The sequence below is a fragment of the Halomonas sp. MES3-P3E genome, from assembly GCF_002836035.1.
In the GTDB taxonomy this organism is placed as follows: Bacteria; Pseudomonadota; Gammaproteobacteria; order Pseudomonadales; family Halomonadaceae; genus Vreelandella; species Vreelandella arctica.
In genome coordinates this window covers 1-399 of the sequence record NZ_PJBT01000159.1, presented here as the reverse complement: position 1 = coordinate 399, position 399 = coordinate 1, and the positions used below count along the sequence as shown (strand labels likewise).

The window sequence follows — 399 nt, the reverse complement described above, 5'->3', positions numbered from 1 at the left end:
GCAGAAGCGGAACGGCGTCATCCCACTGACTAACGGCGTTGGATGTAATACCAAGAGCCTTAGCGGCAGAGCCGACGCCCCCGAAGTAGTCAATAACGTCTGCTTTAAGCATTAGCGTGCCCCTAAATGTAACTGTACTTACCAATATTATGGTAATCACACTTACCTTACAAGGTAGTAAACTCGCTTACATGGAAAATCAGGCCCAAAGAATCAAGGCGCTCAGGAAAGAGAAAGGCTTCACACAACAGAAGCTCGCCGACCTATGCGGAGTCAAAAGGCCCGCCGTAAGCCAGTGGGAGGCTGATCCGCGGGTAAAAATCACCGGTCACAACCTCTCGAAGCTTTGCAGAGCGCTAGAAGTCAGTTCGTCATTTATCCTGGAGGGTAAAGAGGCCC

2 protein-coding genes are annotated in these 399 nt (G+C 50.6%); one reads left to right on the top strand and one right to left on the bottom strand.

All coding sequences use genetic code 11. From position 1 onward, the window contains the following. On the bottom strand, positions 1-112 hold a 112-nt coding region (locus CXF87_RS22430; protein ID WP_442906366.1), incomplete at its 3' end, for a Cro/CI family transcriptional regulator. Positions 113-191: 79 nt separating this feature from the next. Between CXF87_RS22430 and CXF87_RS12450 the strand changes: the two genes are divergently transcribed. After that, the coding region (locus CXF87_RS12450; protein WP_198556098.1) for a helix-turn-helix domain-containing protein at positions 192-399 on the top strand (208 nt) is incomplete at its 3' end.